This window comes from Streptomyces sp. CB09001, assembly GCF_003369795.1.
Classification (GTDB): Bacteria; Actinomycetota; Actinomycetes; order Streptomycetales; family Streptomycetaceae; genus Streptomyces.
Genome location: NZ_CP026730.1, coordinates 1,213,952 through 1,232,047, shown reverse-complemented (window position 1 = coordinate 1,232,047; position 18,096 = coordinate 1,213,952). Strand labels below are relative to the sequence as shown.

At 73.1% G+C, this 18,096-nt stretch carries 15 protein-coding genes; 11 read left to right on the top strand and 4 right to left on the bottom strand.

The features are described from left to right. Window positions 1-60 precede the first annotated feature (60 nt). A complete protein-coding gene (locus C4J65_RS05780; protein ID WP_115741410.1) occupies window positions 61-1,353 on the bottom strand; it encodes a DUF1015 domain-containing protein in 1,293 nt (430 codons plus the stop codon). A 72-nt stretch (window positions 1,354-1,425) separates the two neighbouring features. On the opposite strand from C4J65_RS05780, the gene C4J65_RS05775 reads away from it, so the two are divergent. The 4 genes from C4J65_RS05775 (at window position 1,426) to C4J65_RS05760 (ending at window position 5,670) form a co-directional block, all read left to right on the top strand. After that, window positions 1,426-2,457: an HAD hydrolase-like protein gene (locus C4J65_RS05775; protein WP_115741409.1), complete on the top strand. Its 1,032-nt coding sequence runs from the start codon at window positions 1,426-1,428 to the stop codon at window positions 2,455-2,457. A gap of 149 nt (window positions 2,458-2,606) precedes the next feature. Beyond that, window positions 2,607-3,653 (top strand): iron chelate uptake ABC transporter family permease subunit, encoded by a 1,047-nt coding sequence (locus C4J65_RS05770; protein WP_115741408.1) that lies wholly within the window; start codon window positions 2,607-2,609, stop codon window positions 3,651-3,653. A 77-nt stretch (window positions 3,654-3,730) separates the two neighbouring features. Beyond that, window positions 3,731-4,786: an iron chelate uptake ABC transporter family permease subunit gene (locus C4J65_RS05765; RefSeq protein WP_205351127.1), complete on the top strand. Its 1,056-nt coding sequence runs from the start codon at window positions 3,731-3,733 to the stop codon at window positions 4,784-4,786. 47 nt (window positions 4,787-4,833) lie between these two features. Further along, window positions 4,834-5,670 (top strand): ABC transporter ATP-binding protein, encoded by an 837-nt coding sequence (locus C4J65_RS05760; RefSeq protein ID WP_162833044.1) that lies wholly within the window; start codon window positions 4,834-4,836, stop codon window positions 5,668-5,670. Here C4J65_RS05760 and C4J65_RS05755 read toward each other — a convergent pair. Continuing rightward, on the bottom strand, window positions 5,654-6,001 hold the full coding sequence (locus C4J65_RS05755) for a sterol-binding protein (RefSeq protein WP_115741406.1): 348 nt from the start codon (window positions 5,999-6,001) through the stop codon (window positions 5,654-5,656). The two genes, C4J65_RS05760 and C4J65_RS05755, sit on opposite strands and share 17 nt — an antisense overlap. Window positions 6,002-6,043: 42 nt before the next feature. Between C4J65_RS05755 and C4J65_RS05750 the strand changes: the two genes are divergently transcribed. The 5 genes from C4J65_RS05750 to C4J65_RS05730 all read left to right on the top strand — a co-directional run bounded on the left by C4J65_RS05750 (window position 6,044) and on the right by C4J65_RS05730 (window position 11,446). Then, complete coding sequence (locus C4J65_RS05750; protein ID WP_115741405.1) at window positions 6,044-6,391, top strand: hypothetical protein; 348 nt, start codon at window positions 6,044-6,046, stop codon at window positions 6,389-6,391. Window positions 6,392-6,398: 7 nt separating this feature from the next. Further along, window positions 6,399-7,214, top strand: coding sequence for a hemolysin (locus C4J65_RS05745; protein ID WP_115741404.1), 816 nt, complete (start codon window positions 6,399-6,401; stop codon window positions 7,212-7,214). Next, the gene (locus C4J65_RS05740; RefSeq protein ID WP_115741403.1) at window positions 7,211-8,116 is read left to right on the top strand and encodes an NAD kinase; all 906 of its coding nucleotides are present in this window, start codon (window positions 7,211-7,213) and stop codon (window positions 8,114-8,116) included. Before C4J65_RS05745 ends, C4J65_RS05740 begins: the two co-directional genes overlap by 4 nt. Before the next feature lie 140 nt (window positions 8,117-8,256). After that, window positions 8,257-9,999 carry a DNA repair protein RecN gene (gene recN / locus C4J65_RS05735; RefSeq protein ID WP_205350958.1) on the top strand — a complete coding sequence of 581 codons (1,743 nt, stop codon included), beginning with the start codon at window positions 8,257-8,259 and terminating at the stop codon, window positions 9,997-9,999. Between the two features lie 298 nt (window positions 10,000-10,297). Beyond that, window positions 10,298-11,446 carry a glycosyltransferase family 4 protein gene (locus C4J65_RS05730; protein WP_162833541.1) on the top strand — a complete coding sequence of 383 codons (1,149 nt, stop codon included), beginning with the start codon at window positions 10,298-10,300 and terminating at the stop codon, window positions 11,444-11,446. 22 nt (window positions 11,447-11,468) lie between these two features. Here the strand turns inward: C4J65_RS05730 and C4J65_RS05725 are convergent, their stop codons facing one another. Both C4J65_RS05725 and C4J65_RS05720 read right to left on the bottom strand, forming a co-directional pair. Then, a complete protein-coding gene (locus tag C4J65_RS05725; RefSeq protein ID WP_115741401.1) occupies window positions 11,469-13,115 on the bottom strand; it encodes a PucR family transcriptional regulator in 1,647 nt (548 codons plus the stop codon). A gap of 77 nt (window positions 13,116-13,192) precedes the next feature. After that, window positions 13,193-14,995: a glycoside hydrolase family 15 protein gene (locus C4J65_RS05720; protein ID WP_162833540.1), complete on the bottom strand. Its 1,803-nt coding sequence runs from the start codon at window positions 14,993-14,995 to the stop codon at window positions 13,193-13,195. A gap of 585 nt (window positions 14,996-15,580) precedes the next feature. Between C4J65_RS05720 and C4J65_RS05715 the strand changes: the two genes are divergently transcribed. Then, a complete protein-coding gene (locus tag C4J65_RS05715; RefSeq protein WP_115741399.1) occupies window positions 15,581-17,230 on the top strand; it encodes a CTP synthase in 1,650 nt (549 codons plus the stop codon). 83 nt (window positions 17,231-17,313) lie between these two features. Further along, complete coding sequence (locus C4J65_RS05710) at window positions 17,314-17,949, top strand: NUDIX hydrolase (protein WP_115741398.1); 636 nt, start codon at window positions 17,314-17,316, stop codon at window positions 17,947-17,949. The last annotated feature ends 147 nt before the right edge of the window (window positions 17,950-18,096 follow it).

Below are 18,096 nucleotides of genomic sequence, written 5' to 3'. Positions count from 1 at the left end.
GGGTCGAGGGGGGCGGGACCGGTTCACGGGCCCGCCCCCTCGGCGTGTCGGCAGGCCGTCTCAGGCGTCGAGTGGGCGCAGTACCAGGCCCGACGCCGGTTTCGGGCCGAAGGACGTCGACTTGCGGGGCATGGTGACGCCCTGTCGGGCCAGGTCGCGGACGACCTCCTCGCGGACCGGGTGCATCAGCACCGCCGTGCCGCCGTCGCGCTCGGCCTTCTCGACGGTGGCCGCCGTGTCGTGGATGTAGGAGATGTGGGACGCCGAGTCGTCCGGAACGTGCCAGACGTGGGCGAGGAGCGTGGCGTGCAGGACGGTGGCGTCCAGGGTGCGCCAGGCCTCGGGCCGGTCGGTGGGGACCGTGCGGGCCAGCAGGCCGGGGTCCGGCAGGTCGACGAGGTGGAAGGCGCCGTCGCCGGCGAGGAGGAAGGCGTTGCCCGCGTCGGCCGCCTTCGCCAGGGCTTCCAGTGACTCGTCCAGGGACGTGCCGAGGCGGCGGACGCGGAAGTGGCCGGCCAGGGCGGCCACGGCTTCGGGTACCGGGATGCCGTGCAGCAGCCGGTGGATGGCGCGGACGCGGAGCGGGTAGCGGACGGTGTCGACCAGGAGGACCAGGCCGTGGTCCCACGGGCTGGGCGAAGGGTGCTCCGCGCGAAGGGTGCGGTAGGTGGCCCAGCGGTGGTGGCCGTCGGCGATGAGGGCCTGGTGCCGGGACAGCTCGGTCCGGACGCGGGCGACGGTGTCCGGGTCGGTGACCGACCACAGGCGGTGGCAGAAACCGTCCTCCGTGGTCGTGGAGAGGAGCGGTGGCTGCTCGGCCGTGCGTTCCACGAGGGCGGTGGTGGCCGGCGTCCCGTCGTCGCCCCGGTAGGTCAGGAGGAGGGGCTCGAGGTTCGTCCGGGTGGCCCGCATGAGTGCCGCGCGGTCGGCGACGACGTGGGGCATGACGTCCTCGTGCGGCAGGACCACCCGCTCGGAGGGGTCCGACACGCGCAGGGCGCCGATGATGCCGCGCTGCAGCATGCCTTCGCCGTCGCGTTGTTCGTAGACGTAGAGGCCCGGTTCGGGGTCGGTGGTCAGGACGCCCTCCGCCGTCCAGCGTCGCAGGGTGCGGGCGGCCTGCTCGTTGCGCGCCTCGGGGGTGGCGGCCTGGGGCAGGATCAGCCGGACGATGTTGTAGGGGTCGGCGGACTCGAGGTGGAGCAGGCCGTCGGGGCGGACCACGACGTCGTAGGGAGGAGAGGTCACGGCGGCCAGGCTGCCGACCCGGTCGGGGTCGTAGCGGAGGCCTCGGAACGGGGTGAGTTCCAGGCCCCGGCGCGCCGTTGCTTCCGGGTGACCTGCAGAGTTCATCCCGGCATCGTACGTGTGTCAGTGGCATGGGGGATGATCGGGGGAAAGGCGACGAACGAGGAGCGATGCGCAATGAGCCGGAGCGTCAGGACGAGGCCCGAGGTCAGTGGGCGGGGCCTGAACGAGGCCTACGACACGGCGCTGCTCGACCTGGACGGCGTGGTGTACGCCGGGGGGAACGCGATCGCTCACGCCGTCGACTCCCTCGCCGTGGCCCGCGAGGGCGGCATGCGCCTGGCGTACGTCACCAACAACGCGCTGCGTACCCCCGACGTGGTGGCCGCGCACCTGACCGAGCTGGGCATACCGACGGGGGCCGAGGACGTCATCACGTCCGCGCAGGCGGTGGCCCGGCTGATCGCCGAGCAGCTGCCCCCTGGGGCGCGGGTGCTGGTGATCGGTGGTGAGGGGCTGCGCGTGGCACTGCGTGAGCGTGGTCTCGAGCCGGTGGAGTCGGCCGAGGACGATCCGGCGGCCGTGGTGCAGGGGTTCGGCGGCCCCGAGCTGCCGTGGGGGCGGTTCGCCGAGGCCTGCTACGCGATCGCGCGGGGCGTCCCCTGGTACGCCTCCAACACCGACCTGACCATCCCGGGTGCCCGGGGGATCGCCCCGGGCAACGGCGCGGCGGTGGAGGTCGTGCGGATCGCGACCGGCGCCGAGCCGCAGGTCGCGGGCAAGCCCTTGCCCCCCATGCACCGGGAGACGATCCTGCGGACCGGCGCCCGGCGCCCGTTGGTGGTCGGCGACCGGCTGGACACCGACATCGAGGGCGCGTTCAACGGGGAGGTCGACTCGCTGCTCGTCCTGACCGGTGTGACCGACGGGGCGCAGCTGCTGGCGGCGCCGCCGCGGCACCGGCCGACGTACGTCGACGCCGATCTGCGCGGGCTGCTCACCGGGCAGCCGGAGGTCACCGGTGACGCCGAGGGAGGCTTCCGCTGCGGAGGCTGGACGGCGACGGCCGGCGGGGAGCGGCTGGAGCTGGACGGCGACGGCGCGGCACTGGACGGGCTGCGCGCCCTGTGCGCGGCGGCCTGGACGGCGGGCGGAGAGCAGGGCTGCGGACTGGACTCGGGGAAGGCGCTGGCGCGGCTGGGGTTGTGAGACGGCGTACGGGGCAGGCGCCCGCTGGCACCCGCTGGCACCCGTTCAACCCGTCAACCGTCCCTGGGCGTACCGGGGCGTGCCCGGCCCGGGACCCTCGGGAGTGTTCGGGAGCGTGATCGATTAGCAGGGTAGGCTAACCTAACTGCGTGTTGGTCGACAGTCCCCCCGAACAGCGCGCGGAGACCGCTCCCGCGCCGCCCTCCAAGCGCCGTGTCCTGCGTGCCGCGGGGCTGCCCGTCTCCGTCGCGGTCCTGGTGCTGGTCGTGTTGGCGAGCATCGCGATCGGCGCCAAGGATTTGTCCCTGGCGGAGGTCTGGCACGGCCTCTTCCACGACTCGGGCACCTACGGCGACGTCGTCGTCGGCGAGCGGCTCTCGCGGACCGTCCTCGGTCTGCTGGCCGGCGCCGCCCTCGGCCTCGCGGGAGCCGTGCTGCAGGCGCTGACCCGCAATCCGCTGGCCGATCCCGGACTGCTCGGCATCAACGCGGGCGCATCGGCGGCCGTCGTCACGGGCATCACCTTCTTCGGCGTCACCTCACTGACCGGATACGTCTGGTTCGCCTTCGCCGGTGCGGCGGCAGTCGGCGCGCTGGTCTGGTTCCTGGGCGGCAGCCGGGGGGCCACACCGGTGCGGCTCGTGCTGGCCGGCACCGCGATCAGCGCCGCGCTCTTCGGCTACCTCCAGGCCGTGATGATCATGGACGACGCGGCGCTGGGCCGGATGCGTTTCTGGACGGTCGGTTCGCTCGCCTCGGCGACGAACGGGACCATCAAGGAGGTGCTGCCCTTCTTCGTGGTGGGCACGGTCCTGGCGCTGGCGCTCGCCCGGCCGCTCAACGCCATGGAGATGGGCGACGACACCGCCAAGGCCCTCGGCGCCAACCTGAACCGCACCCGGGCGCTGTCCATGCTCGCGGCGACCGTGCTGTGCGGGGCCGCGACCGCCGCCTGCGGGCCGATCGTGTTCGTCGGGCTGATGATCCCGCACATCGTCCGCTCCTTCACCGGACCCGACATGCGCTGGATCCTGCCGTACGCGGCGATCCTGTCGCCGGTGCTGCTGCTCGGCGCGGACGTCCTCGGCCGGATCGTCGCCCGGCCCGCCGAACTCCAGGTCGGCATCGTCACCGCCGTCCTCGGCGGGCCGGTCTTCATCTTTCTCGTACGACGGCGGAGGACGGCCCAGCTGTGAAGAACGGGAAGACCGCGAGCAACGGGAAGACCGTGAACAACGGGAAGACCGTGAACAACGGGAAGACCGTGAACAACGTGAAGACCGTGAAGACCGGGACGAACAACCGTGCCGTGCGCAGCCCGGGCGGGCTGTCCTTCCGCCTGGACGTCCGGGCCACCGTCGTGGTCGCCCTGCTGCTGCTCCTCGCGCTCGCCGCGAGCGTGCTGCTGATCGGCACCGGAGACTTCGACATACCGGCGGTCGACGTGCTCAAGACCCTGGTCGGCCAGGGCAACGCCGGGCAGGAGTTCATCGTCAACGAGCTGCGGCTGCCGCGGGTCCTGGTCGGACTGCTGGTCGGGGGCGCGCTCGGGGTCGGCGGCGCGCTCTTCCAGGCCATCTCCCGCAACCCGCTCGGCAGTCCGGACGTCCTGGGCCTCGGGCAGGGTGCGACGGCCGGCGCGCTCATCATGATCGTCCTGTTCTCCGGCAGCTCGGCCCAGGTCACCGTCGGCGCGCTCGTCGGCGGCCTGGTGACCGGCATCGCCATCTATCTGCTCGCCTGGAAGCGGGGCGTGCACGGATACCGGCTGGTCCTGGTCGGTATCGGGGTGTCCGCGATCGTCACGGCGGTCAACGGCTACCTGCTCACCCGCGCCGACATCGTCGACGCCTCCCGCGCCGTCGTCTGGATGACCGGCTCCCTCAACGGCCGCGACTGGGACCAGGTCTGGCCCCTGCTCGGGCTGTGCGCCGTGCTCGTGCCGCTCGTGCTCACCAACGGACGGGCGCTGCGGATGATGGAGATGGGCGACGACGTCTCGTACGCCCTCGGTGTGCGCGTCGAGCGGGTGCGGGCGCTGTTGATGGTGGCCGCCGTACTGCTCACCGCCTCGGCCACCGCTGCGGCGGGCCCGGTCAGCTTCGTGGCGCTCACCGCGCCGCAGCTCGCCCGGCGCCTGACCCGCTCGCCCGGCCCCAACCTGCTGCCGTCCCTGTGCATGGGCGCCGCCCTGCTGGTCAGCGCGGACTTCATCTCGCAGCGGGTCTTCGGTGCCGACCAACTGCCCGTGGGCGTCGTCACGGGCGTGCTCGGCGGCGTCTACCTGCTGTGGCTGCTGGTCACCGAGCGCAAGGCGGGCCGGATCTGAGCGCCGGCACCGGCCACCGCAGCGGGTCGAACAACCAAAGGAGCAACGTGAACCGCCTGACCGCCGAGAACGTCACCCTCGCCTACGACCAGCGGGTCATCGCGGAGAAGCTGTCGGTGGAGATACCCGACAACTCCTTCACCGTGATCGTCGGCCCGAACGCGTGCGGCAAGTCCACCCTGCTGCGCGCCCTGTCACGGATGCTCAGGCCGAGCCGGGGCCGGGTGCTGCTCGACGGGTCGGTCATCCAGTCGATGCCCGCCAAGCAGGTCGCCCGGACCCTCGGCCTGCTGCCGCAGTCGTCCATCGCGCCCGACGGCATCACCGTCGGCGACCTCGTCGGCCGCGGCCGCTACCCGCACCAGGGCATCCTGCGTCAGTGGTCGACCGAGGACGAGCGGGTCGTCCAGGAGTCGATGGCCCAGACCGGCATCTCGGAACTGGCCGACCGCTACGTCGACGAACTCTCCGGCGGACAGCGCCAGCGCGTGTGGATCGCCATGGCGCTCGCCCAGCAGACCCCGCTGCTGCTCCTCGACGAGCCGACGACGTACCTGGACATCCAGCACCAGATCGACGTCCTCGACCTGTGCGCGGAACTCCACGAGGAGCAGGGGCGCACCCTCGTGGCCGTGCTGCACGACCTCAACCACGCCGCGCGCTACGCCACCCACCTCATCGCCCTGCGCGACGGGCAGGTCATCGCCGAGGGCGCGCCGAAGGACATCGTCACCGCCGACCTGGTGGAGCGGGTCTTCGGGCTGCGCTGCCAGGTCATCGACGACCCGGAGACGGGTACGCCGCTGGTGGTGCCGGCCGCCCGCAAGGGGCGCGCCAAGCAGGTGAGCGAGCAGGTGGAGGCGGCCGCTACAGGAGTTTCCTGAGCCGGAACAGATCGCGCAGGCCCGCTTCCAGCCTCACCCGGCCCGAGCCCCAGGCCCTGGCGAAGTTCAGGTCGCCCGCCACCAGGGCCACCAGGTCGTCGCCGGTCATCGCCAGCCTGATCTCGGCCCGCTCGCGCGGCGGCCCCTCCAGGGTCTCGCGCACGTCGATGCGGCCGTCCGCCATGCGCCCGGCGAAGGTGACGTCCAGGTCGGTGATGTGGCAGCTCACCGAGCGGTCCAGCTCCGTGGCCGACCGCACGTCCCCTTCGGCGCCCCGCATGCTGTCCGAGAGCTTGTCGAGTGCGGCACGGCACTCCTCAGTCGTCGCCATCGGGACCGACCGTACCCCAGCGCCACGCGGTAGCGTCGGGGCATGAGCGACGCAGTACCCGAGCCGGAACCCCAGCGCGAGCCCGCCCCCGGGCCCGAGGCGGCCGAGCCCGGGGCGGACACCGGCCCGGGTTACGAGCCGGCTGCCCCCGCACCGCTGGACGTCCCGCGCGCCCCCACCGGGAACGCCGAGGTCGACGCCCGGCTGGCGCGGCTGGCCGACGCCGACCACCTCGCCACCGACGGACACGTGGAGGTGTACGAGGATGTACACCGGGGGCTGCGCGACGCGCTCACCGCGCTCGACGCCCGCCCGGGACCTCCGGAGCCGTCGGGGCGCCCGGGACCGCCGGTGCCCCCGCCGCCATCACCGTACGACCGCAGGAGCTGAACCGAACGTGGCAGGAGTCGCACGCCGCCGTCTCGACGCGGAGCTGGTGCGCCGCAAGCTGGCGCGTTCGCGCGAGCACGCGAGCCAGCTGATCGCCGCCGGGCGGGTCACCGTCGGCAAGACCGTCGCGACCAAACCCGCCACGCAGGTCGAGACGGCCGCCGCGATCGTCGTGACCGCCGACGACAACGACCCCGACTACGTCTCGCGCGGCGGCCACAAGCTCGCCGGGGCCCTCGCCGCCTTCGTACCGCAGGGCCTCGTCGTCGAGGGCCGGCGGGCCCTGGACGCAGGCGCCTCCACCGGCGGTTTCACCGACGTACTGCTGCGGGCGGGCGCCGCGCACGTCGTCGCCGTGGACGTCGGATACGGACAACTCGCGTGGAGTCTCCGGCAGGATGAACGCGTCACCGTCAAGGACCGTACGAACGTACGCGAGTTGACGACGGAAGCGATCGATGGGGAGCCCGTGGACCTTGTCGTGGGGGATCTGTCCTTCATCCCGCTCGGACTGGTACTGCCCGCCCTCGTGCGGTGCACCCGGCCGGGCGCCGACCTGGTGATGATGGTGAAGCCGCAGTTCGAGGTGGGGAAGGAGCGGCTGGGCAGCGGGGGAGTGGTACGCAGCGCGCAGTTGCGGGCCGAGGCCGTGCGGGCAGTCGCGCGGAGGGCCTGGGAGCTGGGGCTCGGGGTGAAGGGGGTCACGGCCAGTCCGCTGCCGGGTCCCTCCGGGAACGTCGAGTACTTTCTGTGGCTGCGGGCCGGGGCCGCCGAATTGGACCCGGCCGATGTTGACCGTGCAGTGGCGGAGGGGCCGCGTTGACACAGAACCGAGCGCGTACTGTTTTCCTGCTCGCCCACACCGGGCGCCCCGCTGCCATCCGCAGCGCGGAGCTGGTGGTCAAGGGGCTGCTGCGGGCCGGGATCGGCGTACGGGTCCTGGAGGCCGAGGCGCGCGACCTGCCGCTGCCGACCGAGGTGGGGCTGGTCGGCGCGGCCACCCCGCAGTGCCTGGACGGATGCGAGCTGCTGATCGTGCTGGGCGGCGACGGCACGCTGCTGCGCGGCGCCGAGTTCGCCCGCGCCTCGGGCGTGCCGATGCTCGGCGTCAACCTCGGCCGGGTCGGCTTCCTCGCGGAGGCCGAGCGCGACGACCTCGACAAGGTCGTCGACCGGGTGGTGAACCGGGCCTACGAGGTCGAGGAGCGGATGACCGTCGACGTCGTCGTGCACCGCAACGGCGACATCGTGCACACCGACTGGGCGCTGAACGAGGCCGCCGTGCAGAAGGCCGGTGCCGAGAAGCTGCTGGAAGTCGTGCTGGAGATCGACGGCCGGCCGGTGACCGGGTTCGGCTGCGACGGCATCGTGCTGTCCACACCGACCGGGTCGACGGCGTACGCCTTCTCGGCCGGCGGTCCTGTGGTGTGGCCCGAGGTGGAGGCGCTGCTGATGGTGCCGATCAGCGCCCACGCGCTGTTCGCGAAGCCGCTGGTGACCTCGCCGGACTCGGTGCTCGCGGTGGAGGTGCTGCCGCACGTCCCGCCGGGGGTCCTGTGGTGCGACGGGCGGCGGACGGTGGAGCTGCCGCCGGGGGCGCGGGTGGAGGTGCGGCGGGGGGCGGTGCCGGTGCGGCTGGCCCGACTGCATCACGCGTCGTTCACGGACCGGCTGGTGGCGAAGTTCGCGCTGCCGGTCTCCGGATGGCGCGGGGCGCCGCACTAGCGGTCCCGAAGGGGTGGTTCCGGTGCGTCGCGGGCTGCGGTGCGTTGTGGCTGGTCGCGCCGTTCCCCGCGCCCCTGACGGCAGCACCCGTCCCGGCGTGACAGGGGCGGCCTGTGTGCGCTTTCCGGCCTCGACCTCGTATGGTCGTGTCCGTGCTTGAGGAGATGCGGATACGGTCGCTCGGAGTCATCGATGACGCCGTGGTCGAGCTGTCGCCCGGGTTCACCGCTGTCACCGGTGAGACGGGTGCGGGCAAGACCATGGTGGTCACCAGCCTGGGGCTGCTCCTGGGCGGGCGCGCCGACGCGGCGCTCGTGCGGATCGGGGCGAAGAACGCGGTCGTCGAGGGGCGTATCGCCGTGCCCGGCGACGCCGCGGCCGCCCTCCGGGCCGAGGAGGCCGGGGCCGAGCTGGACGACGGGGCGCTGCTGATCAGCCGTACCGTGTCCGCCGAGGGGAGATCGCGCGCGCACCTGGGCGGTCGGTCGGTGCCGGTGGGGATGCTCGCCGAGCTGGCCGACGAGCTGGTGGCCGTGCACGGGCAGACCGACCAGCAGGGGCTGCTCAAGCTGAACCGGCAACGGCAGGCCCTGGACCGGTACGCCGGCGACGCGGTCGCCGGGCCACTCGCCAAGTACGCGGAGGCGTACCGCAGGCTGCGGGCCGTCGTCCGTGAGCTGGAGGAGATCACCACGCGCGCGCGTGAGCGCGCCCAGGAGGCCGATCTGCTGCGCTACGGCCTCGACGAGATCGCCGCGGTCGAGCCGCGCGCCGGTGAGGACGTGGAGCTGGCGGAGGAGGCGGAGCGGCTGGGGCACGCCGAGGCACTCGCGTCGGCCGCCGCGGTCGCCCATGCCGCCCTGGCGGGCAACCCGGAGGATCCCGAGGGCTTGGACGGCGCCACGCTCGTCGCGGGCGCGCAGCGGGCCCTGGACGCCGTACGGTCCCACGACCCGGCGCTGGCCGCGCTCGCCGAGCGGATCGGTGAGGTCGGCATCCTGCTGCGTGACGTGGCCGGGGAGCTCGCCGGGTACGCCGACGACCTGGACGCCGACCCGCTGCGGCTGGCGGCGGTCGAGGAGCGGCGGGCCGCGCTCACCGCGCTGACCCGGAAGTACGGCGAGGACGTCGCGGCCGTGCTGAGCTGGGCCGAGCAGAGTGCCGCGCGGCTGACCGAGCTGGACGGCGACGACGAGCGGATCGGCGAGCTGACCGCCGAGCGGGACGCGCTGCGGGCGGAACTGGGCGGGCTCGCCCAGGCGCTGACCGACGCACGGACCGAGGCCGCCGAGCGGTTCGCCGCCGCGGTGACCGCCGAGCTGGCGTCGCTCGCCATGCCCCACGCGCGCGTGTCGTTCGACATTCGGCAGACCGAGGACCCGGAGGGCGTCGAGGTCGGCGGGCGGACGGTCGCCTGCGGGCCGTCCGGCGCGGACGAGGTGGAGCTGCTGCTGGCCCCGCACCCCGGCGCCCCGCCGCGGCCGATCGCCAAGGGCGCCTCCGGTGGTGAGCTGTCGCGCGTGATGCTGGCCGTGGAGGTCGTCTTCGCGGGCACCGATCCAGTGCCGACCTACCTGTTCGACGAGGTCGACGCCGGGGTCGGCGGCAAGGCGGCGGTGGAGATCGGGCGGCGCCTGGCGCGGCTGGCGAAGAGCGCGCAGGTCGTGGTCGTCACGCATCTTCCGCAGGTGGCCGCGTTCGCCGACCGGCAGCTGCTGGTGGAGAAGACGAACGACGGCTCGGTGACCCGCTCCGGTGTGAAGGTCCTGGAGGGCGAGGAGCGGGTCCGGGAACTCTCCCGGATGCTCGCCGGCCAGGAGGACTCGGAGACGGCCCGCGCCCACGCGGAGGAACTGCTGGAAACGGCCCGCGCCGACCGGTAGGGACTCCGGCGCCGGGTGGGCGTACTTCGTCGGTCTCCTGGACGTACGCCCCGGGTGGCCGGTGCGACGGCGTGACGTTCACTCGTACGAGTGAGGCGGTTCCGTGTCGTTGTCCCGCCGGCCGTCCGGTGGTGGCGGTCGTCGTTCCCGGAACACCCGTGCGGCCTGGCATCCTTGACGGAGCGGCGCACGGGAAACCGCCCGGCGCACCCCGTCCGCACCATCCTTCTGTACGTTCTTCGTGACCGTCCCCACGTCCTTCGTGACCGTCCCCCGCCGAACCAGGAGCCCCGGCCAGGTGACCCACGTGAGCAGCCACTCACCGCACGGCCAGTCGCCGCTGCGCACCGTCCAGGTGCTGGGCGGAGGCAACGCCGGCAGCAGCGCGCACGTGCGCTCACTGGCCGCGGGGCTCGTCGCGCGGGGCGTGAAGGTGACGGTGTGCGCCCCCTCCGATGCGGAGTGCACCTACGACTTCACCGGCACCGGGGCCGACCACGTGCACGTACCGCGCAGCAGCGATCCCGTCTCGGTGGCCGCGCTGCGGACGGTGTGCGCCGAAGCCGACCTGGTGCACGCGCACGGACTGCACGCCTCCTTCCGGGCCGCCCTCGCCCTCGGCGGACGGCGCGTACGCACTCCGCTCGTCGTCACCTGGCACGACCGGGCGCACGCCGAGGGGGCCCGCGGCCAACTGCTGCGCGTGCTGGAGCGGCGGGTGATGAAGGCCGCCACCGTCGTGCTCGGCGCCACCTCGGAACTGGTCGACGGGGCGCGGCGGACGGGCGCCCGGGACGCCCGCCTCGGCCCCGTCGCCCTCCCCGCCCGGCCGAGCCCGTCGGCCGGACCCGACGACCCCGACCGGCTGCGCCCCAAGGTCCGGGCCGAACTCGGCGCCATCGACCGGCCGTTGCTGGTCGCCGTCGGATCGCTCGAACGGCACCGCGGGTACGACGTGCTGCTCGACGCGGCCCGCGTGTGGCGCCGCCTCGACCCGGCGCCGTTGGTCGTGGTCGCCGGAGAGGGGCCGCTGCGCGGCGAGTTGCAGGGCCGGATCGAGGGCGAGGGGCTGCCGGTGGTGCTCGTCGGCAGCCGTGACGACGTGCCCGACCTGCTGGGGGCGGCCGACCTCGCGCTGCTGCCGAGCCGCCGGGAGCCGGGGCGTTCCGTCCTCGCCCAGGAGGCGCTCCACGCGCGCGTGCCACTCGTCGCCGGTGCCGTAGGCGGCATCCCCGAGCTGGTCGGCGACGCCGCCGAACTCGTCCCGCCGGGGGACGCGGAGGCCCTCGCCGTCGCCGTGGTCCGCCTGCTCGCCGACCCCGCGCGGCAGGACGAACTGCGCGAGCGCGGCGCACGGCAGGCGGCCACGTGGCCGACCGAGGACGAGACCGTCGCCCAGGTCCTGAGCATCTACGACGAGTTGACCCAGCCCACGCCGTTGCTCTAGGCACCCGCCCGGACCCTGCCGCCTACGGCACGTGCCTGCGGGCGCGCAGGGCCAGGCTCAACGCCAGCACGGTCTGCGGGTCGTCGAGGTCCGTGCCCAGCAACTCCCCGATCCGCGCCAGCCGGTTGTAGAGCGTCTGCCGGTTCAGGTGGAGTTCGCGCGCCGTCTCCGCCTTCCGGCCGGCGTGCGCCAGGTACGTCTGGAGGGTGGGCAGCAGGGGCGGCTTCGAGCGGTCGTCGTGGTCCCGCAGCGGGCCGATCGCCCGGTCCACGAACGCCGCGAGGTCCGGGTGGTCGCGCAGCCGCCACAGCAGCAGGTCGATGTCCAGGCGCCGCGCGTCGTACCAGGGCCGGTCGGTCAGGCCCTGCGCCGCGGTCGCCGTCTCCGCCGCGTGCCTGAGGCCCGCCGAGGCCGCCGCCCAGCCGCCGGACACCCCGACGACCACGACGGGGGGCTGCGCCCCGGGACGCCGCATCCCGGCCCGCTCCACGCCCGCCCGCAGCGCCGCCGCGACCCGGTCGGCGACCGCCGCCCGCTCCGACTCCGAGCGCAGCCCCAGCAGCAGCGGGACCCGGCCCTCCACCGGCCGCACACCCAGCAGCACCGGCACCCCCACCGACGCCAGCTCCTCGGCGACCGCACGGGCCAGCACCGCCCAGCCGCCGCCCGCCGGGGACAGGGCGTCGCCGAGCCGCATCACCACCGGGAGCAGCGGACCGGCGCCCGGCTTGAAGCCCAGGACGCGGGCCTGGGCGGGGGCGTCCTCGGCGGTGATCCGGCCCTCGGCGAGGTCGGTGAGGAAGTCGCCCCGCCCGCGCGCCGCGAGCTCCTCCTCCTGCCGCGCCTGCATCAGCACCACGGCGAGGATGCCCGCCGCCCGCTCCGCCGCCATCCGGTGCACCGGCGCCGGGGCGGACCGTACCGGCAGCAGGACGAGGCGGGCCCGGACCGACCCGGTACCGGGCCCGCCGCCGGGCACGTCCACGAGGACCGTGCCCGCCGGGGGCGGGGCGTCCTTGTGCGGGTCCCGCAGTCCCTCCCAGACCTGGAGGGGGTCGGCTCCCTCGGGCCCGGCACCGGCGGCGTACAGCAGGCGGCCGTCGGTGGTCTCCAGAAAGACGGGGTTGCCGGCGAAGTCGGCCAGGATGGCGAGGACCTGGGGCACTCCACCGCCGCCCAGCAGCGCCTCGGTGCAGCGGCGGTGCACCTCCTCGGCGCGCTGGAGCAGCGCGTAGTGGCCGTTGACGATCTCGGTGTGGATCTCCTCGGTGACCGCCACGAACGGCACCTCGCGGTGCAGCTGCACCAGCGGCAGCCCGGCCGCGCGGGCCGTGTCGACCAGCGCCGCCGGCAGCCGGGTGAAGCGCGGGCCCAGCTCCACGACGAGGGCCGCGATGCCGCGCTCGGCCAGCGTGCGCACGAACGCCCGCTGCTCGGCGGGACGGGTGCCGAGGCCGTACCCCGTGGTCAGCAGCAGCTCGCCGCCCTTGAGCAGCGAGGCGATGTTGGGCACCTCACCGGCGTGCACCCAGCGCACCGTGCGCTGCATGCGGTCGGCGCCGGCGAGGACCTCGGGCAGACCGCTGCGCAGCCCGGGCAGCTCCAGGGCCCGGCGCACGGTGATCCCGGCGCCCTGCGTGTCGAATCCGCTGTCCGTGCCGCTGTCCATGAGCCGGACGCTACCCGGCGCGACCCCACCGGGGACATCCACCGGGGACGTCCGCCCGGCTGGGACACCGCGAGTGATCAGCCCCCGTACGCCCCGCTCGCCGTCAGCCTGAGGGCCGTGTCGATCAGGGGCACGTGGCTGAAGGCCTGGGGGAAGTTGCCGACCTGGCGCTGCAGGCGGGGGTCCCACTCCTCGGCGAGGAGGCCGAGGTCGTTGCGGAGGGAGAGGAGCTTCTCGAAGAGCTTCCGCGCCTCGTCCACCCGGCCGATCATCGCCAGGTCGTCCGCCATCCAGAACGAGCAGGCGAGGAAGGCCCCCTCGTCGCCCGGCAGACCGTCGACGCCCTCGTCCTTGCCGTCCGTGGGGTAGCGCAGGATGAAGCCGTCCGAGGTGGACAGCTCGCGCTGGATGGCCTCGATGGTGCCGATGACCCGCTTGTCGTCCGGCGGCAGGAAGCCCATCTGCGGGATCAGCAGCAGGGAGGCGTCCAGCTCCTGGGAGCCGTAGGACTGCGTGAAGGTGTTGCGTTCCTTGTCGTAGCCCTTCTCGCACACGTCCCGGTGGATGTCGTCGCGCAGCTGCTTCCAGCGCTCCAGCGGGCCGTCCGCGTCGCCGGACTCGATCAGCTTGATGGTGCGGTCGACGGCGACCCAGGCCATCACCTTGGAGTGCACGAAGTGGCGGCGCGGGCCGCGCACCTCCCAGATGCCCTCGTCCGGCTCGTTCCAGTGGCACTCCAGGTAGCGGATCAGCTTGAGCTGGAGCACCGAGGCGTAGTCGTTGCGGGCCAGGCCCGTCATGTGGCCCAGGTGCAGGGCCTCGGTCACCTCGCCGTAGACGTCCAGCTGGAGCTGGTGGGCCGCGCCGTTGCCGACCCGGACCGGGCCGGATCCCTCGTAGCCCGGCAGCCAGTCCAGCTCCGCCTCGCCCAGTTCCCGCTCGCCGGCGATGCCGTACATGATCTGCAGGTTCTCGGGGTCGCCGGCGACCGCGCGCAGCAGCCACTCGCGCCAGGCGCGGGCCTCCTCGCGGTAACCGGTGCGCAGCAGCGAGGACAGGGTGATCGCGGCGTCGCGCAGCCAGGTGTAGCGGTAGTCCCAGTTGCGCACCCCGCCGATGTCCTCCGGCAGGGAGGTGGTGGGCGCGGCGACGATGCCGCCGGTGGGGGCGTACGTCAGGGCCTTCAGCGTGATCAGGGAGCGGACCACGGCCTCCCGGTAGGGACCGTGGTACGTACAGTGCTCGACCCAGTCGCGCCAGAAGTCCTCGGTGGCCACCAGCGACTGCTCGGGCTCAGGCAGCGCCGGCGGCTCCTTGTGCGAGGGCTCCCACGAGATGGTGAACGCGATCCGGTCGCCCGGCGCGACCGTGAAGTCCGCGTACGTGGTCAGCGCCTTGCCGTAGGTCTCCGCCTCGGTGTCGAACCACACGGAGTCCGGGCCCGCGACGGCCACCGTGCGGCCCTCGTGCTTGTGGACCCAGGGGACCACCCGGCCGTAGCTGAACCGCATCCGCAGCTCCGAGCGCATCGGCACCCGGCCGGAGACGCCCTCCACGATCCGGATCAGCTGCGGGGCGCCGTCGCGCGGCGGCATGAAATCGGTCACTCTGACGGTGCCGCGCGGGGTGTCCCACTCGGATTCCAGGATCAGCGAGTCGCCGCGGTAGGTCCGCCGGGCAGACGTGGGCGGTTCGGCGCCGGGGGCGTACGCGGGGCCGAGCCGCCAGAAGCCGTGCTCCCCGGTGCCCAGCAGGCCGGCGAAGATGGCATGCGAGTCGAAGCGGGGCAGGCACAGCCAGTCGACTGTGCCGTCCCGGCAGACCAGGGCAGCGGTCTGCATGTCTCCGATGAGTGCGTAGTCTTCGATGCGCCCGGCCACGTGCAACTCCAGTCGAACGGCCACGTCACCCCGCATGGGGGCGGTCGCTAGTGCGGTCAGCGGTCAAGGGTGGGGTCAGGGATATGTGTCAGGGAATGTGTGTCGAGGACGGGTGTCCTGCCTGCCGTGCCTCGTTGAGTCATGAAGCAAAGCAGCCGTCCGGCCGTGCAGCCAAACGTGGTGCCCCGAACGACAATTGTTGCTCAACGAACTGACGAGCTCTCGTTGTTCCGGCGCTGACGGGCGAGGGGTGGTGCCGTGTCGCCGGGCGGGCTCGGCAGCGAACGTCCGAGCAGGATACGACGCACGTAGATGATCTGTGTGCCGCTCCGGGCAACCCGGGTCCGCCGAACGGGTGACCAGCGGGTGAGGAAGCGGTGACGTTCCCACCTGCGTGTCCGGGCGTGCGCGGAGGGTGGCCGGACGCCATCGCCCCGAGGCGCTGATACGCTGGTAGCCCGTGGACCGGTGGGAGAAGAACCCCGGAACCGCAGCGACGGCGCCGCCGACGACACCCGGGACGACCGGGGCGGAGGACGAACGCACCGCACCCCAGACCGCGACCACGGGAGCCCCCTCTTGGCCATGCCGCCCAAATCTTCGACGACCAAGCACATCTTCGTCACCGGGGGTGTCGCCTCCTCGCTGGGCAAGGGGCTCACCGCCTCCAGCCTCGGCATGCTGCTCAAGGCCCGTGGCCTGCGCGTCGTGATGCAGAAACTCGACCCGTACCTGAACGTCGACCCCGGCACGATGAACCCCTTCCAGCACGGTGAGGTGTTCGTCACCAACGACGGCGCCGAGACCGACCTGGACATCGGCCACTACGAGCGCTTCCTCGACCGCGACCTCGACGGCTCGGCCAACGTCACCACCGGCCAGGTGTACTCCACGGTGATCGCCAAGGAGCGGCGCGGCGAGTACCTGGGCGACACCGTCCAGGTCATCCCGCACATCACCAACGAGATCAAGCACCGCATCCGCCGCATGGCGACGGACGAGGTCGACGTCGTGATCACCGAGGTCGGCGGCACCGTCGGAGACATCGAGTCGCTGCCGTTCCTGGAGACCGTCCGCCAGGTCCGGCACGAGGTCGGCCGCGACAACGTGTTCGTCGTGCACATCTCGCTCCTGCCCTACATCGGCCCTTCGGGCGAGCTGAAGACCAAGCCCACCCAGCACAGCGTCGCCGCCCTGCGCAACATCGGCATCCAGCCGGACGCGATCGTCCTGCGCTGCGACCGCGAGGTCCCGACCGCGATCAAGCGCAAGATCTCGCTGATGTGCGACGTCGACGAGGCGGCCGTGGTGGCCTGCCCCGACGCCCGCTCCATCTACGACATTCCGAAGGTCATCCACACCGAGGGCCTGGACGCCTACGTCGTCCGCAAGCTGGACCTGCCGTTCCGCGACGTGGACTGGACGACCTGGGACGACCTGCTCGACCGGGTCCACAAGCCCGAGCACGAGATCGTCATGGCCCTGGTCGGCAAGTACATCGACCTGCCCGACGCCTATCTCTCGGTCACCGAGGCGCTGCGCGCGGGCGGCTTCGCCAACAAGGCCCGCGTGAAGATCAAGTGGGTCACGTCCGACGACTGCAAGACCCCGGCCGGCGCCAAGGCCCAGCTCGGCGACGCCGACGCGATCTGCATCCCGGGCGGCTTCGGCGAGCGCGGTGTGACCGGCAAGGTCGGCGCGATCAAGTACGCCCGTGAGAACGGGATCCCGCTGCTCGGCCTCTGCCTCGGCCTGCAGTGCATCGTCGTCGAGGCGGCGCGCAACCTGGCCGGCGTCGCGGACGCCAACTCCACCGAGTTCGACCCCGCCACCGCCCACCCGGTCGTCTCCACCATGGCCGAGCAGCTGGACATCGTGGCCGGCGAGGGCGACATGGGCGGCACCATGCGGCTCGGCATGTACCCGGCGAAGCTGGCCGAGGGCTCCATCGTGCGCGAGGTCTACGACGGCAAGGAGTACGTCGAGGAGCGGCACCGCCACCGCTACGAGGTGAACAACGCCTACCGCGCGGAGCTGGAGAAGAAGGCCGGCATCGTCTTCTCGGGCACCTCCCCGGACGGCAAGCTCGTCGAGTACGTCGAGTACCCGCGCGACGTCCACCCCTACCTGGTCGCCACCCAGGCGCACCCGGAGCTGCGCTCGCGCCCGACCCGCCCGCACCCGCTCTTCGCCGGGCTGGTCAAGGCCGCGGTCGAGCGGAAGGCGTCGAAGTAACACACCAGTTGTACGGTGGCCGGGGCGCGCACTCAACGGTGCGGGCCCCGGCTTTCGCGTACCTCTGGAAGGACAGGTCACCGATGACGGGCAGCACGATCAAGGACACCCCGGAGGAGTGGGAGATCCGGGGCAGCCGGACGCCCTTCCGGGGCAAGAAGACCTCGGTCCGCACGGACGACGTGGTGATGCCCGACGGCTCCGTGGCCACCCGCGACTACCAGGTCCACCCCGGCTCGGTGGCCGTCCTCGCCCTGGACCGGGAGGGCCGGGTGCTGGTCGTCCGGCAGTACCGGCACCCCGTGCGCGAGAAGCTGTGGGAGATCCCGGCAGGCCTGCTCGACGTCCCCGGCGAGAACCCGCTGCACGCCGCCCAGCGCGAGCTGTACGAGGAGGCGCACGTCAAGGCCGAGGACTGGCGGGTGCTGACCGACGTCTACACCACCCCCGGCGGCTGCGACGAGGCCGTACGGATCTTCCTGGCCCGGGGCCTGTCCGAGGCCGCCGGGGAGCGCTTCGAGGTCGAGGACGAAGAGGCCGACATGGAGCAGGCGCGGGTGCCCGTCGCCGACCTGGTCCGGGGAGTGCTCGCGGGAGAGCTGCACAACAACTGCCTGGTCGTGGGCGTGCTCGCACTGGTCGCGGCGGAACGGGGCGAGGGGCTCGACGCGCTCCGTCCGGCCGAGGCGCCGTGGCCGGCACGGCCCTTCGAGGCCTGAGGACGGCCTTGGAGCCCCTGTCGGTGTGACCATCGGCTGATCCGATCAGGGGATGTGCCCGCCGCGCTCCACCGGGAACGTCGCAGAGCGTGAACTAGGCTCTCAAACGCCCGAACCGGGCTTCCGGCGGGCACCGGCGTGCGGTGG